This is a genomic window from Streptomyces glaucescens, assembly GCF_002154375.1.
Lineage (GTDB): Bacteria > Actinomycetota > Actinomycetes > Streptomycetales > Streptomycetaceae > Streptomyces > Streptomyces glaucescens.
In genome coordinates this window covers 1-19,321 of the sequence record NZ_MUND01000152.1, presented here as the reverse complement: position 1 = coordinate 19,321, position 19,321 = coordinate 1, and the positions used below count along the sequence as shown (strand labels likewise).

Here is a 19,321-nt window from a genome sequence, read left to right as displayed (position 1 = left end):
ATGCTGGAGGAGAGCCGCCGCAAGCGGAACGCCTTCCTGGCCACCCTGGTGGAGGGCCTCGACGAGGACGAGTGGGCCAAGCTGCGCGCCGCCGCCCCCGTGCTGGAGAAGCTCGCGCACCTGTAGGCAGCAGTCGCAAGGAGGAGGCGAACCCTTTTGAGTACGGGATCCGGAGCAGACTCCGCCCCCGCACCGACCACCCACGACCCCGCATCCGCCCCCGAGGCCCCCCGCAAGGCCAAGGCCTCCATGTTCAGCTCGCTGAAGATCAGGAACTACCGCCTGTTCTTCCTCGGCCAGGTCGTCTCCAACACCGGCACCTGGATGCAGCGCATCGCCCAGGACTGGCTGGTGCTCAGCCTCACCGGCTCCGCCACCGCCGTCGGTGTCACCACCGCGCTGCAGTTCCTGCCGATGCTCCTGTTCGGCCTGTACGGCGGCGTCCTCGTCGACCGCCTCCCCAAGCGGCCCACCCTGCTGGTCACCCAGTCCGCCATGGCCGTCACCGGCCTCGCGCTCGCCGCGCTCACCCTGACCGGCCACGTCGCCGTGTGGCACGTGTACGTCGCCGCCTTCGCCGTCGGCCTCGCCACGGTCGTCGACAACCCGGCCCGGCAGTCCTTCGTCAGCGAGATGGTCGGCCCCGGCCAGCTGCACAACGCGGTCAGCCTGAACTCGGCGAACTTCCAGTCCGCCCGCCTGGTCGGCCCCGCCGTCGCGGGCCTGCTGATCACCGGCGTCGGCACCGGCTGGGCGTTCCTGCTCAACGGCCTGTCCTTCGTCGCGCCCATCGCCGGACTGCTGCTGATGCGCACCAGCGAACTGCACGTCGTCGAGCGCGCCCCGCGCGGAAAGGGACAGCTCCGCGAAGGCCTGCGCTATGTCGCGGGCCGCCCGCAGCTGATCTGGCCGATCGTCCTGGTCGGCTTCGTCGGCACCTTCGCCTTCAACTTCCCCGTCTACCTCACCGCCTTCGCCGACGACGTCTTCCACGCCGGCGCCGGCGCCTACAGCCTGTTCAACACCCTCATGGCGGTCGGCTCCGTCACCGGCGCCCTGCTCGCCGCCCGGCGCGGCACGGCCCGCCTGCGGCTGCTGAGCACGGCGGCGCTGGTGTTCGGCACGGTGGAGATCATCGCCGCGGCGACCCCGCAGCTGTGGATGTTCGCGGCGCTGATGGTCCCGCTCGGCATCTTCGGCATGACCGTCAACGTCACCGCCAACACCGGCATCCAGATGGCCACCGACCCGGCCATGCGCGGCCGGGTGATGGCCTTCTACATGATGGTGTTCCTCGGCGGCTCCCCGGTCGGCGCCCCGATCGTCGGCTGGATCACCGACACCTACGGCGCCCGGGCCGGCCTCGCCGCGGGCGGCGCGGTCGCCGCGCTGGCCGCCGCCACGATCGGTCTGATCCTGGCCCGCACCGGTGGCCTGCGCCTTGCCGTCGGCTGGAGCCACGGGCACCCGACGGTGCGCTTCGTGCCGCGCGAGCGGCGGGAACGGCTGGCCACGGCGGCATGAGCGGCCCGTCGGCCCGGAGGCTCACACCCTCCGGGCCGGCACCTGCCCCGGCCACTCCACGCGGCTGTCGAGGATGCCGGGCATCGCGCGGAGGCCGTCGGGCCGGCCGTCCCTGAGGGTGATCTCCATCGCCCCGTGGTGGCAGGCTGGGCCCATGAGACTGTTCGCCGCCGTACTGCCCCCACAGGACGTGGCCCATGAGCTGGCGAGGGAGGTCGAGCGGCTGAGGCGGCTGCCCGGCGCCGACGAGCTGCGCTGGACCGGGCGCCCCGGCTGGCACTTCACGCTCGCGTTCTACGGCGAGGTGGACGAGGAGCTGGTGCCCGCGCTGTCGGCCCGCCTGGAGCGCGCCGCGCACCGCACCGAGCCCTTCCCGCTGGCGCTGCGCGGCGGCGGCCAGTTCGGGCACGGGCGGGCGCTGTGGACCGGGGCGGACGGTGACGTGGCGACCCTGCGGCTGCTGGCCGACCGCGCGGAGTCCGCGGCGCGCAAGGCGGGTGTCCCGATGGGGGAGCACCGCCGGTACAAGGCCCACCTGACGGTGGCCCGCAGCCGTACGGCCGTGGACGTACGGCCGTACGTCCAGGACCTCCACGCGTTCACCAGCCGCACCTGGACGGTGGCGGAGCTGGTCCTGGTCCGCAGCAACCTTCCGCGGTCCGCAGAGCCCGGTGAACAGCCGCGGTACGAGGCGGTCGCCCGCTGGCCGCTGGGCGGGGCCGGTTAGTCTCGGTACGTGGACCCGAAAACCCGGAACCGGATCATGGCCGGTGCACTCGTGCTGATGTTCGTTCTCGTCGCGGTGGCTTCGGCGGTGGGCGGCTAGCGGCCCCGCGCCCCTCGGGGGCCGCTGCCCGCTGTCACCAGGCGAAGGCCTCCGGGGACGGGCCCGGGCCCGGGAAGATGTCGTCCAGGCCGGTCAGCAGCTCCGGTGACAGCTCCAGCTCGACCGCGCGCAGGGCCGACTCCAGCTGGGCCAGGGTGCGGGGGCCGACGATGGGCCCGGTGACGCCGGGGCGGGTGAGCAGCCACGCCAGGGCGGCCTCGCCGGGCTCCAGGCCGTGCTTGTCGAGCAGGTCCTCGTACGACTGGAGCCGGGTGCGCACGGCCGGGTCGGCGAGGGTCTCGGCGGACCGGCCGGAGGCGCGGCGGCTGCCCTCGCCCTCCTTGCGGATCACTCCGCCGAGCAGGCCGCCGTGCAGCGGCGACCAGGGGATGACGCCGAGCCCGTACTCCTGCGCGGCCGGGATGACCTCCATCTCGGCGCGCCGCTCGAACAGGTTGTACAGGCACTGCTCGCTGACCAGACCGAGCGAGCCGCGCCGGGCGGCGGCCTCGTTGGCCTGAGCGATCTTGTAGCCCGGGAAGTTGCTGGAGGCTGCGTAGAGGATCTTGCCCTGCTGGACCAGGACGTCGATGGCCTGCCAGATCTCGTCGAACGGGGTGGCCCGGTCGATGTGGTGGAACTGGTAGACGTCGATGTGGTCGGTGCCGAGGCGCTTCAGGCTGGCGTCGACCGCGCGGCGGATGTTCACCGCGGACAGCTTGTCGTGGTTGGGCCAGACGGGGGTGCCGTCCGTGCCCATGTTGCCGTACACCTTGGTGGCCAGGACGACCTTGTCGCGGCGCCCGCCGCCCTTGGCGAACCAGCTGCCGATGATCTCCTCGGTGCGGCCCTTGTTCTCCCCCCATCCATACACGTTCGCGGTGTCGAAGAAGTTGATGCCCGCGTCCAGGGCGGCGTCCATGATCGTGTGGCTGTCGGCCTCGTCGGTCTGCGGGCCGAAGTTCATGGTGCCGAGGACGAGCCGGCTGACCTTGAGTCCCGTGCGTCCGAGCTGCGTGTACTTCATGAACACCTAGCCAACGGCTTGAAGTGCGCTCGAAGCAAGGGCGGACCGGCGGTCAGTCGCGGGGGAACTCGTCGGTCCTCAGCACGAGGTCGACGACGGTGCCGGTGAGATCGAGGTCCTTGCCGAAGGGCACGATCGTCTCGACCTCGTAGTCACCGTCCTTGGGGTCGGTGTAGAGGTGGCAGCGGCCCTGGTACGGGTCGGCGACCAGGTAGACCGGGACCTCGGCGGTGGCGTAGGCGGTCTTCTTGGGGCCGTAGTCGTTCTGGCCGGTGCTCCTGGAGATGATCTCGGCGACGAACATGACGTCCTCGCAGCACCAGTGGCCGCTCTCCGTCTTCGTGGCGTCCTCCGCCATCACGGTCACGTCGGTCGCGAAGCCGTTGAGGTGCCCCGGGTAGTCGATCCGCACGTCGGACTTGATGCGCTTGCGCGGATACTTCGTGCGCAGCTGTTCGACGATGTCCAGGATGATCTCCCAGTGGGTGTCCCGCTGCGGCGACATGTAGACGGTCCCCTCGACGATCTCGACCTTGTATCCCTCGGGGACGGGCATCTTCTCGAGCCGCTCGAACATGTCGTCGAGCGTCATCGTGTTGTCGCTCTCGGCCATCTCGATCCTGTCTTCAAGGACGGTCATCGTGGCGCTCCTCCCCGGCCGCTCCCCGAACGGGTGCGTCCGCGCAGTACAACGATACGAACGACGGACCGGTCACGCGCCGTACTCGCCGCCGACCCCCCACCCCTGCCACATCGCCTCCGCGAACGCGCCCGCGATTCTGTGCTCGCCGCTCGCGTTGGGGTGGGTGCCGTCGTAGGTGTCGCGGTGGATGTCCCAGGCGGCCGGGGGCGAGGCGAGGAGCAGGGGGGAGCGGGCGGTGTCCAGGTCGGCGACCGCCTTGGCCAGGAGCTCGTTGAAGCGGCTGACCTGCTCGGCGAACGGGGGATCCTGCTGGGCGCGCACGTTGGGGATCACCGGCAGGACCACCATGCGGACGCGCGGCTTGGCCTCGCGGGCGGCGGCGACGAACGCGTGCACGTTCTCCGCGGTCTGCTCGGCGTTGGTGTAGAAGCCCAGGTCGATCAGGCCGAGGGAGACCAGCAGGACGTCCGCGCGGGTCTCGCGCACCGCGGCCCCGATGAGCGGGGCCATGTGCAGCCAGCCCTCGCCCCAGCCGGCCAGGTGGGCGCGGGGGAAGTCGGGGTCGGCGTAGGCGTACGACGTGGGGGCGTCGGCCGTCTTGTCGTACAGCGTCTCGCGCGGTCCGACGAGGGTGAACGGGCCGCCGTACGTCGCGCACAGGTGCTGCCACATACGGTGACGCCAGGTGTGTTCGCCCGCGCTGCCGATGGTCATGGAGTCGCCTACGGGCATGAACCTGAGCATCCGCTCATGATGGACGATCCGCGGGACGGGCGGACTCGGCGCGGGGTGTGAGGCCTGCCACGCGCCGTGAACGCGGGCCGGGGGTGGCAGGCTTGGGGCATGCGCCGAACGTTCGTGCTCCTCGCCGCGGCCCTTGTCACGGGCGCGCTCGCCCTGCCGCCCGCCTCCGCAGCCGACGAGGCGTTCACCATCAAGGACCCGCGCATCACCGAGTCCAGCGGCCTGGCCGCCTCCCGGCAGCACCCGGGGATCTACTGGACCCACAACGACAGCGACGACGGCGCCCACCTCTACGCCGTGGACAGCCGGACGGGCGAGACGGTCGCGACGCTCACGCTCACCGGGGTGGGCAGCCCGCGGGACGTCGAGGCCATCTCCATCGGGCCGGGCGACCAGATCTACGTCGGCGACATCGGCGACAACCTCGGCGGCAGCTGGTCGCACGTCTGGATCTACCGGCTGCCCGAGCCGAAGACCCTGAAGGACGCGACGGTGCCCGCCACGCAGTACGTGGTGACGTACGCGGACGGCGCGCGGGACGCCGAGTCGCTGGTGGTGCACCCGAGGACGGGGCGCGTCTACATCGTCGACAAGGACGAGCGGGGCAGCCATCTGTACCAGGGGCCGGCCGAACTGACCGCCTCCGGCGGCAACGTGTTCACGCGCGTCGCCGACGTCCCCGACCTGGAGGCCACCGACGCCGCCCTGTCCCCGGACGGCGAACAGCTCGTCGTGCGCAGCTACTTCGGGGCGGTCGCCTACGACTGGAACGGCGGGAGGATCGAGAGGACCGGCCGGCTGAGCGTGCCGTTCCTCGGCCAGGGCGAGTCCGTCACGTACACCGCCGACGGGTCGCGGCTGATGTACGGCGCCGAGGGCGAGGGGAGTTCGGTGGAGCCCGGGGAGGTGCCCGGCGGCGGGGCCGGGGGATCCGAGTCGCCCGCGCCGGCGGGCGGGTCCGCGCGGGACGACGACGGGGACGGCAGCGGGATCAGCATCGGCAAGGGCGCTCTCGCCGTGGGCGCGGCCGTGGTCGCGCTGCTGGGGCTCAGCAGGCTGCGGCGCAGGAAGTGAGTGCCGGGGCCCGGCGGGCGGGCCCCGGCGGGCCGGTCAGGCCCAGTACGAGCGGATGTGCTCCTCGACCGCCTGCCGCCAGGCGTCGCGGTCGAGTTCACCGGCGGGCAGCGTCACCGGCGGGTAGCCGCCGGGGTGGACGTCGAGTGCGTCGGGCCGGGTGATGAGCACCGTCTCCAGCTCCTGGGTGCCCCGGTTCCAGGAGGCGGGGAACCAGAAGTCCAGCTCCTGCCAGAAGGGCGCGGTGCGGCGGTCCTTCATCCGGTCCGGCCAGCGCTCCTTGCCGAGCTTGACCTCGGACTCGTGGAAGCGGAAGCCGAGGTCCTGGAAGACCTGGAAGAGCAGTTCCTGGGACGGCAGCGCGTGCACCTCGATCTCGTCGAAGTCGCCCTTGTCCGCGGCGCTGTCCACGGCCAGTTCGGTGCGGACGGCGACGCGGCTGCCGGACAGCTTCAGGCCCCGCTCGTGGGTGAGCGGCATCTCCCAGGGCACGTCCAGCGCGATCCGCCGGACCACGGTCTCGCCCTCCGGCAGCCGGAAGGGGCCGACGGTCGCCTCGGTGACGACGTACGGGTTGGTCCAGCCGGTGGAGCCGTCCGGCTCCAGGTCCTCGGCGCGGACGACGAGTTCGAGCCGCAGCCGCTCCACGTCGAGGTCCGCGCCGCCGCCGCGCACGGTGACCTCGCACTGGAGCGGGGCGCCGGGCTGGACGCGGGCGGTGGTGACGACGGTGTCGACGGACGGCGCGCCCGCGCCGAGGGTGCGCAGGAACGTACGAAGTGCCATGTGGTGGGTTCCCCTCCCTGAGCCGGCGGTTCACCGTGAACGCCGACGCCGGGAGCCTACGTGTCCGCTGATCGTTCCCGTGCCCGCTGTGACACGAACACGTCCAGTCCGTCGAGGATCCGTTGCAGTCCGAACTCGAAGTGGTCGAAGTCGGAGCTCCAGGTGTCCTCGGAGAGGCCGGCCATGATCGGGTAGCGCCCCGTGGTCATGACCTTCTCCAGGACCGGGGCCTGGGCGGCGAAGAACTCGGCGGTGGTCAGCCCGGACCGGCGCTCGGCCTCCTCCTGGTAGACCTGGGTGCGCGCGGCGCCGACGACGTACGAGTCGATCACCAGGATCGCCGAGATCAGCTCGGGGTCGCTCAGCCCCATCGGCCGGATGCGGGAGAGCACCTTCTCCATGCCGTCGAGCGCGCTCGGCCCGAGGATCGGCCGGGACTGGTTGACGTGCAGCAGCCAGGGGTGGCGCCGGTAGAGGGCGAGGGTGGCGCGGGCCATGCCCTCCAGGGCGGAGCGCCAGTCGTCGCCGAGGCTGCCGGGGTCCTCGCCGGGGCGCTGGACGCGGTCCAGCATCAGGTCCAGCAGCTCGGCCTTGCCGGGGACGTACCGGTACAGCGACATGGCGCTGGTGCCCAGTTCGGCGCCGACGCGGCGCATGGAGACCGCCTCGAGGCCTTCGGTGTCCGCGACCCGGACGGCGGCTTCCACGATCTGGTCGAGGGTGAGGGCGGGCTTGGGGCCCCGGCTCGGGCGTGGACCGGTGTCCCAGAGCAGTTCCAGGGTGCGGACGATGTCGCCGCTGCCACTGGTGTCGGTCATTCCCTTGCCGCCGCTCGTCATGACCTCAGCTTAGGACCCCGGAAAAAAACTGCTTACAGCGTAAGCGTAATCGGGTACGGTGTAAGCAGTTGAGGGGTCAAGGGGAGGAAGAGAGCGATGGACGGTTACGCGGTACACGCCGAGGGACTGGAGAAGCGGTACGGCGAGAAACGCGCCCTGGACGGTTTCGACCTGGCGGTCCGCGAGGGCACCGTGCACGGCCTGCTCGGTCCGAACGGGGCCGGCAAGACCACCGCCGTGCGTATCCTGTCCACGCTGATCCGGCTGGACGGCGGACGGGCCGAGGTGGCCGGCCTCGACGTGGCCCGGCAGCCGCGCGAGGTGCGCGCCCGGATCGGCCTCACCGGCCAGTACGCGGCGGTGGACGAGGTGCTGACCGGCCGCCAGAACCTGGAGATGTTCGGCCGCCTCTTCCACCTCGGCGGCAAGCGGGCCCGGCTGCGGGCGGCCGAGCTGCTGGAGCAGTTCGACCTGACCGGCGCGGCCGACAAGGGCGTGGGCGGCTACAGCGGCGGTATGCGCCGCCGCCTGGACCTGGCCGCGTCGATGATCCTCGCCCCGGCCGTGCTGTTCCTGGACGAGCCGACGACCGGACTCGACCCGAGGAGCCGGGGCGAGGTCTGGGAGTCCGTCCGGGACCTGGTGGCGAGCGGCACCACGGTCCTGCTGACCACCCAGTATCTGGAGGAGGCCGACAAGCTGGCCTCCCGCATCACGGTCATCGACCAGGGCCGCGCCATCGCCGACGACACCCCGGACGGGCTGAAGGACCGGGTCGGCGGCGACCGAATCGAGGTGGTGGCCGCCGACCGGGCGGACCTCCCGCGCGTGGCGAAGGCGATCGCCCGGGTCGCGGACGGCGAACCCGAGTCCGACGAGACCGAGCTGCGCGTGCACGCGCCGGTCACCGACCGGGTGGCCGCCCTCACGGACGTCGCCCGCACCCTCCAGGACGAGGGCGTGAAGGTCGAGGACATCGGGCTGCGCAGGCCCAGCCTCGACGACGTGTTCCTGCGCCTGACCGGGCACCGCGCCAAGAAGGACGAGGAGACCGCGGCATGACCACTGCGCACCTCACCGAGGCCCCCGCGCGCGGACGCGCGCACTGGGTGCTCTCCGACTGCTGGAACATCGTCCGCCGGGGCCTGACCCACTATCAGCGCCAGCCGGTCAACATCGCCTGGCAGCTCGGCTTCCCGATCCTGTCGGTCCTGCTCTACGGCTATGTCTTCGGCAGCGCCATGCAGGTGCCCGGCGGCGGGGACTACAAGGACTTCCTGATGCCGGGCATGTTCGTCATGACGATGGCGTTCGGCTTCATCAACACCGCGACGGTGGTGGTCTACGACTCGACGAAGGGCGTCATCGACCGCTTCCGCTCGATGCCGATGGCGTCGTCGGCGGTGGTGGCGGGCCGGGGCGTCACCGACCTGCTGGTGGCCTGCGCCGAGCTGGCCATCATGATGCTGACCGCCCTCGCGATGGGCTGGCGCCCGGACGGCGGCTGGGGCTTCGTCGGCGCGTTCGGCCTGCTGCTGTGGCTGCGGTTCGCCCTGATCTGGGTCGGCGTCTGGCTGGGGCTGATCGTGCCCAACCCGGAGGCCGCGGGCGGCCTGTTCGCGGTCGCCTTCCCGCTGACGATGATCTCCAGCATCTTCGTGGCCCCGCAGCTGATGCCCGACTGGCTCGGCTGGGTCGCCGCCTGGAACCCGATCTCCTCGACGGCCGCAGCCGCCCGCGACCTGTTCGGCACCCCGGCCGGCAACGGCGACTCCTGGGTGGAACAGCACGCGCTGCTGATGTCCGGGATCTGGCCGCTGATCCTCACGGCGATCTTCCTGCCGCTGGCGGTACGGCGGTTCCAGCGGCTCAGCCGCTGAGGCGGCGGGCCCGGCCGCATATTCGGCGGCGCATGGCCGTCCCCGCGTGTCAGCATGCGGCCATGCACTTCACCCATCCGGACGGCGACTTCGCGATCACCTCGCTGTACTCCGTGCCCGGCGACGCCTGGTACCTGGAACTGGACCTCGTCGGCCGGCAGCGGAACCTGGTGACCGCGATCGTCCCCGACGAGGACCCGGCGCGGGAGCCGACGGTGTGCTTCAACCCCGACGGCCCGCACCTGGACATCCCCTACGACGTGGTGCGCTGGTTCATGGACCGGGTGGAGGAGGAGATCCGCACCTCCCGCGCGTGGATGCGGCTGCGGCCCGAACTCGTCGCGGTCGTCCACCGGCTGCGCCAGGAGCACCTGGGGGTCATCCACGACGAGGAGTTCACGCGCGTCCTGGAGGAGATCCGCGCCGAGGTCCCCGAGGCGGACCTCCCCGCCGTGGTGGCGGCCGCCTTCGGGCGGAAGCCGGACGGCACGGCCGTGGAGCACGAGGAGTGACGGCGGACGCGACGACGAGGGGCGCCCGGTATTCACCGGGCGCCCCTCGTCGTCGTACTCGGCCGTCGACCGGGAAGGTCAGAGCTTCTCGATGACGTAGTCGACGCACTTGGTCAGCGCCTCGACGTCCGACGGCTCGATCGCCGGGAACATCGCCACGCGCAGCTGGTTGCGGCCCAGCTTGCGGTACGGCTCGGTGTCGACGATGCCGTTGGCGCGCAGCACCTTGGCGACCGCGGCGGCGTCCACCTCGTCGGTGAAGTCGATCGTGCCGATGACGGCCGAGCGCTTGGCCGGGTCGGCGACGAACGGGTTGGCGAACTTGACGTCCTCGGCCCAGCCGTAGAGCGTCCGCGCGGAGGTGGCCGTGCGGCGCACCGCCCAGTCCAGGCCGCCCTGGCCGTTGATCCACTCCAGCTGCTGGTTCAGCAGGAAGAGGGTGGACAGGGCCGGGGTGTTGTACGTCTGGTTCTTGCGGGAGTTGTCGATCGCCGTCGGCAGCGAGAAGAACTCCGGGATGTGCCGGCCGGAGGCGTGGATCCGCTCGGCGCGCTCGATCGCCGCCGGGGAGAACACACCGATCCACAGGCCGCCGTCGGAGGCGAAGGACTTCTGCGGGGCGAAGTAGTAGACGTCCGTCTCGGCGATGTCGACCGGGAGGCCGCCCGCGCCGGAGGTGGCGTCGACCAGGACGAGGGCGCCCTCGTCGGCGCCCTCGACCCGCTTGACCGGCATGGCGACACCGGTCGAGGTCTCGTTGTGCGTGAAGGCGTAGACGTCGACGCCCGCCTCGGCCTGCGGCTCGGGGTGCGTGCCGGGGTCGCTCGCGATCACCGTCGGTTCGGCCAGCCAGGGGGCCAGCTTCGCGGCCTTGGCGAACTTCGAGCTGAACTCGCCGAAGTTCAGGTGCTGCGACTTGTTCTCGATCAGACCATGGGTCGCGATGTCCCAGAACGCGGTGGAGCCGCCGTTGCCGAGGACGACCTCGTAGCCGTCGGGCAGCTGGAACAGCTCGGAGATGCCCTCGCGCACCTGGCCGACCAGGTTCTTGACCGGGGCCTGGCGGTGGGAGGTGCCGAGCAGGGACGTACCGGTGGCGGCCAGGGCGTCCAGCGCCTCCACCCGCACCTTGGAGGGACCCGCGCCGAATCGACCGTCCGCGGGCTTGATGTCAGCAGGAATCTGGATCTCAGCCACGAGACGGAGCGTATCCGGTCGGTGAAACCCGGCGGAAACGTGTCCGTCGGATGAGACGAGATCTCCACCTCGTGGACCTGTGCTGATCTACGAACGGAACGGCCGCACCGTCACCGTCAGTGGTCGGATGCATGCTGGAGGCATGACGGATCTCGAAGCCGAACTGCGGGCCGCCGTCCGGGGCGAGGTGCGCTTCGACACCACGGCGCGGGCGCTCACGACCATGGACGCGTCCAACTACCGGCGCGTCCCGCTGGGCGTCGTCGCGCCCCGGGACGCCGACGACGTGGCGGCGGCGCTGGACGTGTGCCGGGAGCGCGGGGTGCCCGTGGTGGCCCGAGGCGGCGGCACGTCGATCGCGGGGCAGGCGACGGGGACCGGGGTGGTGCTGGACTTCACCCGGCACATGAACCGGGTGCTGGCCCTGGACCCCGGCGCGCGCACGGCCGTCGTCCAGCCGGGGCTCGTCCTCGACCGGCTCCAGGAGGCCGCCGCGCCGCACGGACTGCGCTTCGGACCCGACCCGTCCACGCACAGCCGCTGCACCCTCGGCGGAATGATCGGCAACAACTCCTGCGGCTCCCACTCGGTCGCCTGGGGGACGACGGCGGACAACGTGCGCGAGCTGGCGGTGGTCACCGCGCGGGGGCGGCGGCTGCGGCTCGGGCCGGGCTGGGCCGGGGCGCCGGAAGGGCTGCGGACACTGGTGGAGGGCGAACTGGCCCGGCTGCGGACCGGCTTCCCGGAGCTGCCGCGCCGGATCTCCGGCTACGCGCTGGACGCGCTGCTGCCCGAGCGGGGCGCCGACGTCGCCCGCTCCTTCTGCGGCTCCGAGGGCACCCTCGGGGTGCTGACCGAAGCGGTCGTGCGGCTGGTGGAGGCGCCCCGCGCCCGGGCGCTGGCGGTGCTGGGGTACGCCGACGAGAGCGCGGCGGCCGAGGCGGCGGCGGGCCTGCTGCCGTACCGGCCGCTGACCGTCGAGGGCATGGCCGCCGACCTGGTGCCGTCCCCCGCCGCCCTGCCGCGGGGCGGGGCCTGGCTGTTCGTGGAGGCCGGCGGGGAGTCGGAGGCGGAGGCACGCGCGCGTGCGGAGGCGATTCGGCGGGCCGCCGACGTCGTCGACGCCCTCGTGGTGACCGACCCGGGCGCGCAGCGGGCGCTGTGGCGCGTCCGGGAGGACGCGAGCGGCACGGCGACCCGGATGCCGGACGGCACCGAGGCCTGGCCCGGCTGGGAGGACTGCGCGGTGCCGCCCGCCCGGCTCGGCGCCTACCTGCGCGACTTCCGGGCGCTGCTGGCCGCTCACGGCCTGCGCGGCACGCCGTACGGGCACTTCGGGGACGGCTGCATCCACGTCCGCATCGACTTCGACCTGCTGACGGGGAAAGGCGTGGCCCGCTTCCGCGCCTTCTCCGAGGAACTGGCCGACCTCGTGGTCGCGCACGGGGGCTCGCTCTCCGGGGAGCACGGCGACGGGCAGGCGCGGGCCGAACTGCTGCCGAGGATGTACGGCGCGCAGACGGTGGCCCTCTTCGAGCGCGCGAAGGCCGTCTGGGACCCGGACGACCTGCTCAACCCCGGCATGCTGGTCCGCCCGCACCCCCTCGACGCCAACCTCCGCTTCGCCCCCCTGCCCCGCCGCCCGGTCGACGTGGCCTTCGGCTACCCGGCCGACGGCGGCGACTTCCCGGCGGCGGTCCGCCGGTGCGTGGGCGTGGCGAAATGCCGTACGACGACGGTGGGCGGGCCGTCCGTCATGTGCCCCTCCTTCCGTGCGACCGGCGAGGAGGAGCACTCCACGCGCGGACGGGCCCGGCTGCTCCACGAGATGCTCGCGGGCGAGGTGATCACCGACGGCTGGCGGTCGACGGAGGTCCGCGACGCCCTCGACCTGTGTCTGTCCTGCAAGGGCTGCCGCTCGGACTGCCCGGTCGGCGTCGACATGGCCACCTACAAGGCGGAGTTCCTGCACCACCACTACGCCGGGCGCCGCCGCCCCGCCGCTCACCACAGCATGGGCCGGCTCCCGCAGTGGCTGCGCGCGGTGGACCGTACGCGCACGGCCCCGCTGGTCAACGCGCTGGCGGGGATACGGCCGCTGGCCCGGCTGGGGAAACGGCTCGGCGGGATCGCGGCGGAACGGGAGATCCCGCGACTGGCGCCGAAGACGTTCAGCCGGTGGTGGGGAGGGCGGCGGCGTCCCGCGGGGGCGCGGGGCGCGGAGGTGGTGCTGTGGCCGGACACCTTCACCGAACACCTGACGCCCTCGGTGGGCCGCGCGGCGGTCCGGGTCCTGGAGGCGGCGGGCCTGGACGTGACCCTGCCGCCGTCACCGCCGCGCCGCCGCTCCCGGGTCTGCTGCGGCCTGACGTACGTCTCCACGGGCCAGCTCGACCGCGCGCGTACCGTCATGCGCCGCACGCTGGACCTCATGACGCCCGTGCTGGAGTCCGGCACCCCGGTGGTCGTCCTGGAACCGAGCTGCGCGGCGGCCCTGCGCACCGACCTGCCCGAGCTGCTGAGCGACGACCCGCGCGCCCAGCGCCTCGCCTCCCGCGTCCTCACCTTCGCCGAGTCCCTGGACCGCCTCGCCCCCGACTGGATCCCGCCCCGCCTCGACCGCCCGGCCGTCGGCCAGACCCACTGCCACCAGCACGCGGTCCTCGGCGACGGCCCCGACCGCCGGCTGCGCGCCGCCGCGGGCCTCACCGGCGAACTGTCCGGCGGCTGCTGCGGCCTCGCGGGCGACTTCGGCTTCGCACGGGGCCACTACGCGGTCTCGGCGGCCTGCGCGGAGGAACAGCTGCTGCCCGCGGTCCGGGAAGCCCCCGAGGGGGCGGTGGTCCTCGCGGACGGCTTCTCCTGCCGGACCCAGCTGGAGCAGCTGGGCGGGGTGCGCGGGCGGCACCTGGCGGAGGTGCTGGCGGAAGGGATGGACGCCCGGCCCGCTCCCGAGGACGCGCCCTGAGGCCCTGGCCGCCGCGGGGATCCGCACCCTACTCCCAGGCAGCGGTGTCGGGGTCGATGCCGTGGGCGCGCGCGCAGGCGTCGACGATCCGGCGGAACCAGGCGGCCAGGCCGGGACGGATGCCGTCGTAGTGCGCGGCGAAGCCCGGATCGGCCTCGTACATGCGGGCGAGACAGACCTGCATCTGCCGGGTGAGCGGAAAGTACGAGGCGAAGACTTCGCGGTGCCGCTCGACGAGCTGATCCGCCTCCGGGCTGCCAGGTGCGACACCGGCGTCCATCGCCTCCCCGAGGGCGCGCTCGAAGCCGGTCATGGCGTCGGCGACGGCCTGCCATTCCTCCGGACCGCGAGAGGCCGAGCGTTCGGCGTACTGCCGCCACTGTGCCGTGTCCCCGTAGCGCCGGCGGGCCTGGGCGGGCCAGTCCGGGTCCCACCGGGGGCCGAAGATCTCGGCCTGCTGCTCGGCGGTGAGCAGCAGGCCGCGCTCGTGGGCGTCGATCATCCGGTCCAGTCCGGCGCCGAGCCGCTGGAGACGGTCGATCCGTTCGGCGACCTGGGCGCGCTGCGCGCGCAGCGCGCCGGGCACGTCCGCGGCCGAGTCGTCCAGGACGTCCCGGATCCTGTCCAGGCCGAGACCGATCTCGCGGTAGACGACGATGCGGTGCAGGCGTTCCAGGTCACCGGCGGTGTAGAGCCGGTATCCGGCAGCCGTGCGCAGCGACGGCCGTGCCAGGCCGATCTCGTCCCAGTGGTGCAGCGCGCGGACGGTCACGCCCAGCCGCGCCGAGACCTGGCCGACGGTCAGGCCATCGGTGTCGGTGGCATCAGGCATGCTCCGCATTGTCGCCGCGAGCGGCGTCCGGTGGGGTGATACCGATGGCTGCAAGGTTCCGTGCCTCCTGACTTGCCGGATCGAAGGGCTTCGCCGCGGTGAGGACGACCCGTGCCTGCTCGGGGGTGATCACCGTTGTGTCGCGGGTGTTCCAGGGGGTGTCCCATGGCCCGTCCACGGAGTCCGGGCGCACCGCCCGGCAGGCCTCGACGAGGGAATCGACCTCGCCGAGCACGCACGCGAAACTCAGGCTCATCGCCGGTGCCTGCGCCGGAACGCTCTCCGCCGCGACGAGGAGGACGTCCTGGAACGCCCACCGGCGCAGGTGCACCAGCCTGCCGGGGATGCTGAACAGCTCGAAGAATCCGAGCCCGCGCACCCAGAAGTCCACCGACGCCGCCAGATCGTTCGTGGGGATCGTCGCGAACGCGGGCATTCCGTAGATGCCGCGGAACGGCTCCGGCGGAACGGCGTCCGGGCCGGGAGCGGGCACGGGGCTGATCTCGAACGCGTTGTAGTAGTCGCTCATGCACCTCACCCTTCAGCCTCCCGCAGGGTGAGGGTCAAGCCACCGCCGCCGATGCCGACGGCGGTGCCGGTGAGGGTGGCGACGACGTGTCGATGTCAGTGGCGTCATCGCTTCACACACCTGATCCAGTCCACTACCCTGGACTTCGTAGTACAGCGAGATGAACGACCGTCAGCGAACCGAGCCCCCTGGACCGCCCGTGACCACCCCGGACACCGCCACGACCGCATCCGCCGTCGCCTCCCCGTCCACCGCACCCCCTGGCACCCCGCGCCGGCTCGGCTCGCTCGGGCCCGTGGGCCTGGTGTTCGCGGGCGGTGTCTCGGTGCAGTTCGGCGGCGCCCTGGCCGTGATGCTGATGCCGAGGGCGGGCGCCCTCGGCGTCGTCGCGCTGCGGCTGGCGGTGGCGGCGGTGGTCCTGCTGCTGGTCTGCCGGCCGCGCCTGCGCGGGTACTCCCGTACCGACTGGGGGACCGTCGTCGTCTTCGGCCTCACCATGGCCGGCATGAACGGCCTCTTCTACCAGGCCGTCGACCGCATCCCCCTGGGCCCCGCGGTGACCCTGGAGGTGCTGGGCCCACTGGCGCTGTCGGTGCTCGCGTCCCGCCGCGCGGTGAACCTGGTCTGGGCGGGCCTCGCCCTCGCCGGAGTCTTCCTCCTCGGCGGCGGAGGCTTCGGCGACCTCGACCCCGTGGGCGCGGCGTTCGCACTGGGCGCGGGCGCGATGTGGGCCGCGTACATCGTCTTCAGCGCCCGCACCGGCCGCCGCTTCCCCCAGGCCGACGGGCTGGCCCTGGCGATGGCGGTGGGCGCGGTGCTGTTCCTTCCGCTCGGCATCGCGGAGGCCGGCACCAAGCTGCTCGATCCGGTCACCATCGGCCTGGGCGCGGCGGTGGCCGTCCTCTCCTCCGTCCTCCCCTACACCCTCGAACTCCTCGCCCTGCGCCGCCTGCCCGCCTCCACCTTCGCCGTCCTCATGAGCCTGGAGCCGGCCATCGCCGCGACGGCCGGCTTCCTCCTCCTCGACCAGGCCCTCACCCACACCCAGGCCCTCGCCATCGCCCTGGTCATCGCCGCGAGCATGGGCGCGGTGCGGACACAGGTGGGGCGGGGGAAGCAGGCCCGGGTCGAGGGCGGTTCCTGACGGCGGGCGAGTGGGGGCCTGCCGGCGCGCTGCGTTCGGTTCCGTGAACCACCCGGAGCACGTGCCCGGCCCAGTCCCCTATGCCCACAGGGCGGCGTCGGCAGATATCGAGAGATGATCCCTGCCCCACCGCCCTCCTGGTGCAGCACGGCCTCACTCGGCACCACCCAGGCCACCGGCGGATGCTCCCGCTCCAGGATGCGCCGGCGCTCCAGTCGTGCGGCCACCCTGCCGTCGACGTCCCCATCGCCCCGCGTGCCGAGCACCGCTCGGGCATACCCGTCTGTCTGGAGCAGGCCGTCCACCAGTTGCGCCTGCTACGACGAGACGTACGCCGCCTTCGCCTCCATCTCCGCATGCGGCGCCGGAACCAACTCGGCAACTGACTCCGCAGCACCAGCCCCACCAACCGCGAGAACAACCCGTCCGTCCCCAGCGCTGCGTCCAGCCGCTCGGACAGCTCCCGCTGGGGAACCTTCGCCGCTGTCTCGATCCGCCCGATCAGGGACCCCGTGCAGAAGACGATCGAGCCGAGCTGCGCCTGGGTCAGCCCCGCCGCCTCCCGCGCCGGGCATGTGGCGTTGTGGAGAACAAATCCATGCAAGCGTGCTTGATTGTTTCTGTGCCCGCTGCCATGCTCCCCCCATGGCCGACCCGACGCCCTCGCCGACGCCTCTGCCCGTCTTCGACGACCTCCGTGCCGAGAGTGACGAACTCGACGTCCTGGTGGCCGAGTTGTCGCAGGACCGCTGGACGCTTCCGACCCCCGCCCCCGGCTGGACCGTCGCCCACCAGATCGCCCACCTCGCCTGGACGGACCACTCCGCGCTGGTCGCGGTGACCGACGCGGAGGGCTTCCGGGCGCTGGTCGAGAAGGCGCTCGCCGCGCCGGACTCGTTCGTGGACGAGGGCGCCGAGGAGGGGGCGAAACTGCCGCCCGCGGAACTGCTGGCGCGCTGGCGGGACGGCCGTACCGCCCTCGGCCGGGCGCTCCGCGCCGCCCCGGCCGGCGCTCGCTTCCCCTGGTACGGCCCGCCGATGTCCGCCGCGTCCATGGCCACCGCCCGGCTCATGGAGACGTGGGCCCACGGACTCGACATCGCCGACGCGCTCGGCGTCACCGGCGCCGCCACCGACCGCATCCGCCACATCGCCCGCCTCGGCGTCCGCACCCGGGACTTCGCCTTCTCCGTGCACGGTCTGCCTGCTCCCGCCGCGCCCTTCCGCGTCGAGCTGATCAGCCCGGCCGGGGAGCGGTGGGCGTACGGGCCGGAAGACGCGTCCCAGCGTGTCACCGGGCCCGCCCTCGACTTCTGCCTGCTCGTCACCCAGCGGGCGAACCGCGCCGACCTCGCCCTGCGCGCCGCGGGCCCGGACGCCGACCGCTGGCTCGACATCGCGCAGGCCTTCGCGGGCCCGCCCGGTGCGGGCCGCCCGGCGCAGGGAGAGGGCACCCCGTGACCGCACTCCGTGTCGGCAACGCCTCCGGCTTCTACGGCGACCGCTTCGACGCGCTGCGCGAGATGCTGACCGGGGGTGAGCTGGACGTCCTCACCGGTGACTACCTCGCCGAGCTGACCATGCTGATCCTGGCCCGGGACCGGCTGAAGGACCCGGGCGCCGGGTACGCGCGGACCTTCCTGCGGCAGCTGGAGCACACCCTCGGGCTCGCCCACGAGCGGGGCGTGCGGATCGTCACCAACGCCGGCGGGCTCAATCCCGCCGGTCTCGCCGACGCGGTGCGCACTCTCGCGGACCGGCTCGGCATCCCCGTCCGGGTCGCCCACGTCGCGGGCGACGACCTCACCGCCGCCCACCCCGGCAGTCTCGCCGCCCACGCCTACCTCGGCGGTTTCGGTATCGCCGCCTGCCTGAGGGAGGGGGCCGACATCGTCGTCACCGGGCGGGTGACGGATGCCGCCCTGGTCACCGGGCCCGCCGCCGCGCACTTCGGGTGGGCGCCGACCGAGTACGACCGGCTCGCGGGGGCCGCGGCCGCCGGGCACGTGCTGGAGTGCGGGACGCAGGCGACCGGCGGAAACTACGCCTTCTTCCGGGACGGGGACGTCCGCCGGCCCGGATTCCCGCTGGCCGAGATCCACGCCGACGGCAGCTCGGTGATCACCAAGCACCCCGGCACCGGCGGGTTCGTGGACGTCGGCACGGTCACGGCGCAGCTGCTGTACGAGACGGGCGGCGGTCGGTACGCGGGGCCCGATGTCACCGCCCGGCTGGACACCGTACGGCTCGCCCAGGACGGGCCCGACCGGGTGCGGATCGAGGGGGTGCGCGGGGAGGCCCCGCCGCCCACGCTCAAGGTCGGGGTCAACCGGCTGGGCGGCTTCCGCAACGAGGTCGTCTTCGTGCTGACCGGGCTGGACATCGAGGCCAAGGCGGCGCTGGTGAAGGAGCAGATGGGCGACGTCCTGGCCACGTCGCCGCCCGCCGAGACCCGCTGGGAGCTGTCCCGCACCGACCGGTCCGACGCGGCCACCGAGGAGACCGCGAGCGCCCTGCTCCGGCTGGTCGTCCGCGACCCGGACCAGACCGTCGTCGGACGGCCGCTCACCGCCGCCGCCGTGGAACTCGCCCTCGCCAGCTATCCCGGCTTCCATGTGCTGGCGCCACCCGAGAAGGGCTCCCCCTACGGGGTGTTCGAGGAGGTGTACGTCCCGCAGGGCGACGTCGAGCAGGTGGCCGTCCTCCCCGACGGGCGCCGGATCGCCGTGGCCGCGCCCGAGGACAGCCGTCCTCTGCGTCCGCTCGACGAGCCGCCCCTCCCCGGGCCGCTGCCGC

General features: G+C 72.9%; 18 protein-coding genes and 2 pseudogenes. 11 read left to right on the top strand and 9 right to left on the bottom strand.

All coding sequences use genetic code 11. The annotated features are described in order from the left end of the window. The 3 genes and pseudogenes from CCN42_RS44350 to thpR form a co-directional block, all read left to right on the top strand. Positions 1 to 126, top strand: a pseudogene (locus CCN42_RS44350) (MarR family transcriptional regulator); the annotation flags it as partial. 30 nt (positions 127 to 156) lie between these two features. Then, positions 157 to 1,524, top strand: a complete 1,368-nt coding sequence (locus CCN42_RS11550) for an MFS transporter (protein WP_086735141.1) — start codon at positions 157 to 159, stop codon at positions 1,522 to 1,524. A gap of 154 nt (positions 1,525 to 1,678) precedes the next feature. Next, positions 1,679 to 2,251 (top strand): RNA 2',3'-cyclic phosphodiesterase, encoded by a 573-nt coding sequence (gene thpR, locus CCN42_RS11545; protein WP_086735139.1) that lies wholly within the window; start codon positions 1,679 to 1,681, stop codon positions 2,249 to 2,251. Positions 2,252 to 2,384: 133 nt separating this feature from the next. Here the strand turns inward: thpR and CCN42_RS11540 are convergent, their stop codons facing one another. The 3 genes from CCN42_RS11540 to CCN42_RS11530 all read right to left on the bottom strand — a co-directional run bounded on the left by CCN42_RS11540 (position 2,385) and on the right by CCN42_RS11530 (position 4,764). Beyond that, a complete protein-coding gene (locus CCN42_RS11540) occupies positions 2,385 to 3,377 on the bottom strand; it encodes an aldo/keto reductase (RefSeq protein ID WP_086735137.1) in 993 nt (330 codons plus the stop codon). Between the two features lie 52 nt (positions 3,378 to 3,429). After that, complete coding sequence (locus CCN42_RS11535) at positions 3,430 to 4,017, bottom strand: Uma2 family endonuclease (protein WP_086735135.1); 588 nt, start codon at positions 4,015 to 4,017, stop codon at positions 3,430 to 3,432. Positions 4,018 to 4,089: 72 nt separating this feature from the next. After that, positions 4,090 to 4,764 carry an SGNH/GDSL hydrolase family protein gene (locus CCN42_RS11530; protein ID WP_086735134.1) on the bottom strand — a complete coding sequence of 225 codons (675 nt, stop codon included), beginning with the start codon at positions 4,762 to 4,764 and terminating at the stop codon, positions 4,090 to 4,092. A gap of 99 nt (positions 4,765 to 4,863) precedes the next feature. Here CCN42_RS11530 and CCN42_RS11525 point away from each other — a divergent pair, with 99 nt between their 5' ends. Beyond that, positions 4,864 to 5,838 carry a hypothetical protein gene (locus CCN42_RS11525; protein ID WP_086735132.1) on the top strand — a complete coding sequence of 325 codons (975 nt, stop codon included), beginning with the start codon at positions 4,864 to 4,866 and terminating at the stop codon, positions 5,836 to 5,838. A gap of 36 nt (positions 5,839 to 5,874) precedes the next feature. On the opposite strand, the gene CCN42_RS11520 is transcribed toward CCN42_RS11525, so the two are convergent. Both CCN42_RS11520 and CCN42_RS11515 read right to left on the bottom strand, forming a co-directional pair. Further along, positions 5,875 to 6,624 carry a sporulation protein gene (locus CCN42_RS11520; RefSeq protein ID WP_086735130.1) on the bottom strand — a complete coding sequence of 250 codons (750 nt, stop codon included), beginning with the start codon at positions 6,622 to 6,624 and terminating at the stop codon, positions 5,875 to 5,877. 56 nt (positions 6,625 to 6,680) lie between these two features. Continuing rightward, positions 6,681 to 7,463, bottom strand: coding sequence for a TetR/AcrR family transcriptional regulator (locus tag CCN42_RS11515; RefSeq protein ID WP_086735128.1), 783 nt, complete (start codon positions 7,461 to 7,463; stop codon positions 6,681 to 6,683). A gap of 96 nt (positions 7,464 to 7,559) precedes the next feature. Here CCN42_RS11515 and CCN42_RS11510 point away from each other — a divergent pair, with 96 nt between their 5' ends. The 3 genes from CCN42_RS11510 to CCN42_RS11500 all read left to right on the top strand — a co-directional run bounded on the left by CCN42_RS11510 (position 7,560) and on the right by CCN42_RS11500 (position 9,855). Then, positions 7,560 to 8,525 (top strand): ATP-binding cassette domain-containing protein, encoded by a 966-nt coding sequence (locus CCN42_RS11510; protein ID WP_086168745.1) that lies wholly within the window; start codon positions 7,560 to 7,562, stop codon positions 8,523 to 8,525. Further along, on the top strand, positions 8,522 to 9,343 hold the full coding sequence (locus tag CCN42_RS11505) for an ABC transporter permease (protein WP_086735126.1): 822 nt from the start codon (positions 8,522 to 8,524) through the stop codon (positions 9,341 to 9,343). Before CCN42_RS11510 ends, CCN42_RS11505 begins: the two co-directional genes overlap by 4 nt. 62 nt (positions 9,344 to 9,405) lie before the next feature. After that, positions 9,406 to 9,855 (top strand): hypothetical protein, encoded by a 450-nt coding sequence (locus CCN42_RS11500; protein ID WP_086735145.1) that lies wholly within the window; start codon positions 9,406 to 9,408, stop codon positions 9,853 to 9,855. A 78-nt stretch (positions 9,856 to 9,933) separates the two neighbouring features. On the opposite strand, the gene serC is transcribed toward CCN42_RS11500, so the two are convergent. Continuing rightward, entirely contained in the window at positions 9,934 to 11,052 is a 1,119-nt protein-coding gene (gene serC, locus CCN42_RS11495; RefSeq protein ID WP_086735124.1) for a phosphoserine transaminase, read from the bottom strand. Between the two features lie 142 nt (positions 11,053 to 11,194). Here serC and CCN42_RS11490 point away from each other — a divergent pair, with 142 nt between their 5' ends. Then, positions 11,195 to 14,020 (top strand): FAD-binding and (Fe-S)-binding domain-containing protein, encoded by a 2,826-nt coding sequence (locus tag CCN42_RS11490; protein WP_086735143.1) that lies wholly within the window; start codon positions 11,195 to 11,197, stop codon positions 14,018 to 14,020. Between the two features lie 28 nt (positions 14,021 to 14,048). Here CCN42_RS11490 and CCN42_RS11485 read toward each other — a convergent pair whose 3' ends face one another. Then, positions 14,049 to 14,852: a MerR family transcriptional regulator gene (locus CCN42_RS11485; RefSeq protein WP_086735122.1), complete on the bottom strand. Its 804-nt coding sequence runs from the start codon at positions 14,850 to 14,852 to the stop codon at positions 14,049 to 14,051. Next, entirely contained in the window at positions 14,845 to 15,381 is a 537-nt protein-coding gene (locus CCN42_RS11480; protein ID WP_086735120.1) for a VOC family protein, read from the bottom strand. The genes CCN42_RS11485 and CCN42_RS11480 overlap by 8 nt, the downstream gene beginning before the upstream one ends. A 199-nt stretch (positions 15,382 to 15,580) precedes the next feature. Here CCN42_RS11480 and CCN42_RS11475 point away from each other — a divergent pair, with 199 nt between their 5' ends. Continuing rightward, positions 15,581 to 16,525: an EamA family transporter gene (locus CCN42_RS11475; protein ID WP_245877239.1), complete on the top strand. Its 945-nt coding sequence runs from the start codon at positions 15,581 to 15,583 to the stop codon at positions 16,523 to 16,525. A gap of 101 nt (positions 16,526 to 16,626) precedes the next feature. On the opposite strand, the pseudogene CCN42_RS11470 reads toward CCN42_RS11475, so the two are convergent. Further along, positions 16,627 to 17,129, bottom strand: a pseudogene (locus CCN42_RS11470) (helix-turn-helix domain-containing protein); the annotation flags it as partial. Positions 17,130 to 17,170: 41 nt separating this feature from the next. On the opposite strand from CCN42_RS11470, the gene CCN42_RS11465 reads away from it, so the two are divergent. Both CCN42_RS11465 and CCN42_RS11460 read left to right on the top strand, forming a co-directional pair. Continuing rightward, the gene (locus CCN42_RS11465; protein WP_086735116.1) at positions 17,171 to 17,986 is read left to right on the top strand and encodes a TIGR03084 family metal-binding protein; all 816 of its coding nucleotides are present in this window, start codon (positions 17,171 to 17,173) and stop codon (positions 17,984 to 17,986) included. Beyond that, the coding region (locus CCN42_RS11460; RefSeq protein WP_086735114.1) for an acyclic terpene utilization AtuA family protein at positions 17,983 to 19,321 on the top strand (1,339 nt) is incomplete at its 3' end. The genes CCN42_RS11465 and CCN42_RS11460, both read left to right, overlap by 4 nt.

Bases quoted from the DNA above. Each gene is read 5' to 3' on its own strand.
- thpR (WP_086735139.1), top strand. From the start codon at position 1,679: ATGAGACTGTTCGCCGCCGTACTGCCCCCACAGGACGTGGCCCATGAG.
- CCN42_RS11540 (WP_086735137.1), bottom strand. From the start codon at position 3,377: ATGAAGTACACGCAGCTCGGACGCACGGGACTCAAGGTCAGCCGGCTC.
- CCN42_RS11535 (WP_086735135.1), bottom strand. From the start codon at position 4,017: ATGACCGTCCTTGAAGACAGGATCGAGATGGCCGAGAGCGACAACACG.
- CCN42_RS11530 (WP_086735134.1), bottom strand. From the start codon at position 4,764: ATGCTCAGGTTCATGCCCGTAGGCGACTCCATGACCATCGGCAGCGCG.
- CCN42_RS11525 (WP_086735132.1), top strand. From the start codon at position 4,864: ATGCGCCGAACGTTCGTGCTCCTCGCCGCGGCCCTTGTCACGGGCGCG.
- CCN42_RS11520 (WP_086735130.1), bottom strand. From the start codon at position 6,624: ATGGCACTTCGTACGTTCCTGCGCACCCTCGGCGCGGGCGCGCCGTCC.
- CCN42_RS11515 (WP_086735128.1), bottom strand. From the start codon at position 7,463: ATGACGAGCGGCGGCAAGGGAATGACCGACACCAGTGGCAGCGGCGAC.
- CCN42_RS11510 (WP_086168745.1), top strand. From the start codon at position 7,560: ATGGACGGTTACGCGGTACACGCCGAGGGACTGGAGAAGCGGTACGGC.
- CCN42_RS11505 (WP_086735126.1), top strand. From the start codon at position 8,522: ATGACCACTGCGCACCTCACCGAGGCCCCCGCGCGCGGACGCGCGCAC.
- CCN42_RS11500 (WP_086735145.1), top strand. From the start codon at position 9,406: ATGCACTTCACCCATCCGGACGGCGACTTCGCGATCACCTCGCTGTAC.
- CCN42_RS11490 (WP_086735143.1), top strand. From the start codon at position 11,195: ATGACGGATCTCGAAGCCGAACTGCGGGCCGCCGTCCGGGGCGAGGTG.
- CCN42_RS11485 (WP_086735122.1), bottom strand. From the start codon at position 14,852: ATGCCTGATGCCACCGACACCGATGGCCTGACCGTCGGCCAGGTCTCG.
- CCN42_RS11480 (WP_086735120.1), bottom strand. From the start codon at position 15,381: ATGAGCGACTACTACAACGCGTTCGAGATCAGCCCCGTGCCCGCTCCC.
- CCN42_RS11465 (WP_086735116.1), top strand. From the start codon at position 17,171: ATGGCCGACCCGACGCCCTCGCCGACGCCTCTGCCCGTCTTCGACGAC.